Origin of the sequence: Photobacterium sp. GB-36 (assembly GCF_003026135.1) — a bacterium.
Taxonomy (GTDB): Bacteria; Pseudomonadota; Gammaproteobacteria; order Enterobacterales; family Vibrionaceae; genus Photobacterium.
Map to the genome: position 1 here is coordinate 1 of NZ_PYNY01000062.1, position 1,531 is coordinate 1,531.

1 protein-coding gene is annotated in these 1,531 nt (G+C 27.4%); it reads right to left on the reverse strand.

Annotation, left to right across the window (positions count from 1 at the left end; genetic code table 11):
* Window positions 1–363 precede the first annotated feature (363 nt).
* Complete coding sequence (locus tag C9J46_RS21235) at window positions 364–1,413, reverse strand: hypothetical protein (protein WP_107208779.1); 1,050 nt, start codon at window positions 1,411–1,413, stop codon at window positions 364–366.
* Window positions 1,414–1,531: the final 118 nt, after the last annotated feature.

The window sequence follows — 1,531 nt, forward strand, 5'->3', positions numbered from 1 at the left end:
ATATATTATTGGTTATTACAGCCAATTACGACCACATCAATATAATGGCGGATTAACACCGAATGAATCAGAACGATTATATTGGTTAACCTCTAAAACCGTGGCTAGTATTTGTTGACCACTACACAGTTAACTCTATCGCTTTTTTAAAACCAGCTCCATAAGTAAGAAAATTTTTTGCTAGATATATCTTATTTCTATCTACATTTGACAATATCGAAGAGTAACCATTTTTTATGGTCTTATTTATAGCAAAAACAGGATTTAACAGGATAATACATAAAATCAGCCCATAAAATATCTTTTTCATTATCTATTTACCTATAGTTCTAGCCCCCTGGCTTTAAGGAGGCTAACCAGTCACTATTCGGAATCTAACTTATTTACTTTGTTAAAAAATCCGCTTAGGCTTTCGTCGTTATGCAATTTTTCCCAAGGTTCTATATTGTAATTTTTTTTCTTATAACTCCATCCAACACCATTATTCAATTTTAATGCATTATCAAAAATGTCTTTTAGCTTAGATGATGATAAGAGTTTTGGATATAAAACATATCTTGGAAAACTAAAATCATATATATCTTTATATAGTAAAAACGATAATGTATGATATCCTGATAAATCTCCTTTTTTAGCTAAATTAGTCAACATCGTATAACTTTCATTTTTAGTTAAACAAATATCATTATCTCTATATTTACTCTTATCAAAACATCTATCCATATAGTCTATTTTTAGATATAAATTATCTGCGTTGATTAATATTTTCTTCGCTAGTTTTCTATAATACTGATAATCTTTCTCTTGTTCTGGAGTTCTTTTATTAATAAAATATAATCCATTTTGTAATTCATTTGCACATTGAAACACATTATCATTAGCGCATTGACGAAGAAGCTTATCGATTTTAGGATTAAACCAAGTATGCTCTTTGTTAATTCTTTCATCCCATGGGGTATCAAGAAACTGTTGATAAAATTCATTATATTGTTCAGAAGGATCTATTTTTCTCCAATCTAAATACGTCTGACTCAATAATTTATCATATCCATATTTTAAACAAGCATTCTTATATTTATTAAGTTTGCAGGTTCTTTTCTTCCCATAAGTTTCCATCGCATAAGGATATTCCTCATTAGTTAATGTTTTTAGCATTTCTAACGAAGTTTTCAGATCATAACGCGCTAATGCTGATGCATATATATACCTAGCAAAAATATTGTCATTGTTTTTTATATATGGTTTTGTAAGTTTAATAGCTTCTTTGTTGTCTTTACCATATTCCAAATAAATATTTGCTAAGTTTATTTTTTTTAAATCATCATTTGATAAATTACTTTTATTTATTTCGCTTCTAGAATAAACACAACCTGAGAATAAAAACAAAAAAATTAGAATACTATTAAATTTCATAATAACCATCCATCAAATCTAATAACGCACTCATGTCACCATTCTTAATGGCTTCTAATATACGTTTTTTATTTTTGAAATCACCAATACTATTTTCTTTTTCAACCATATTATCAAC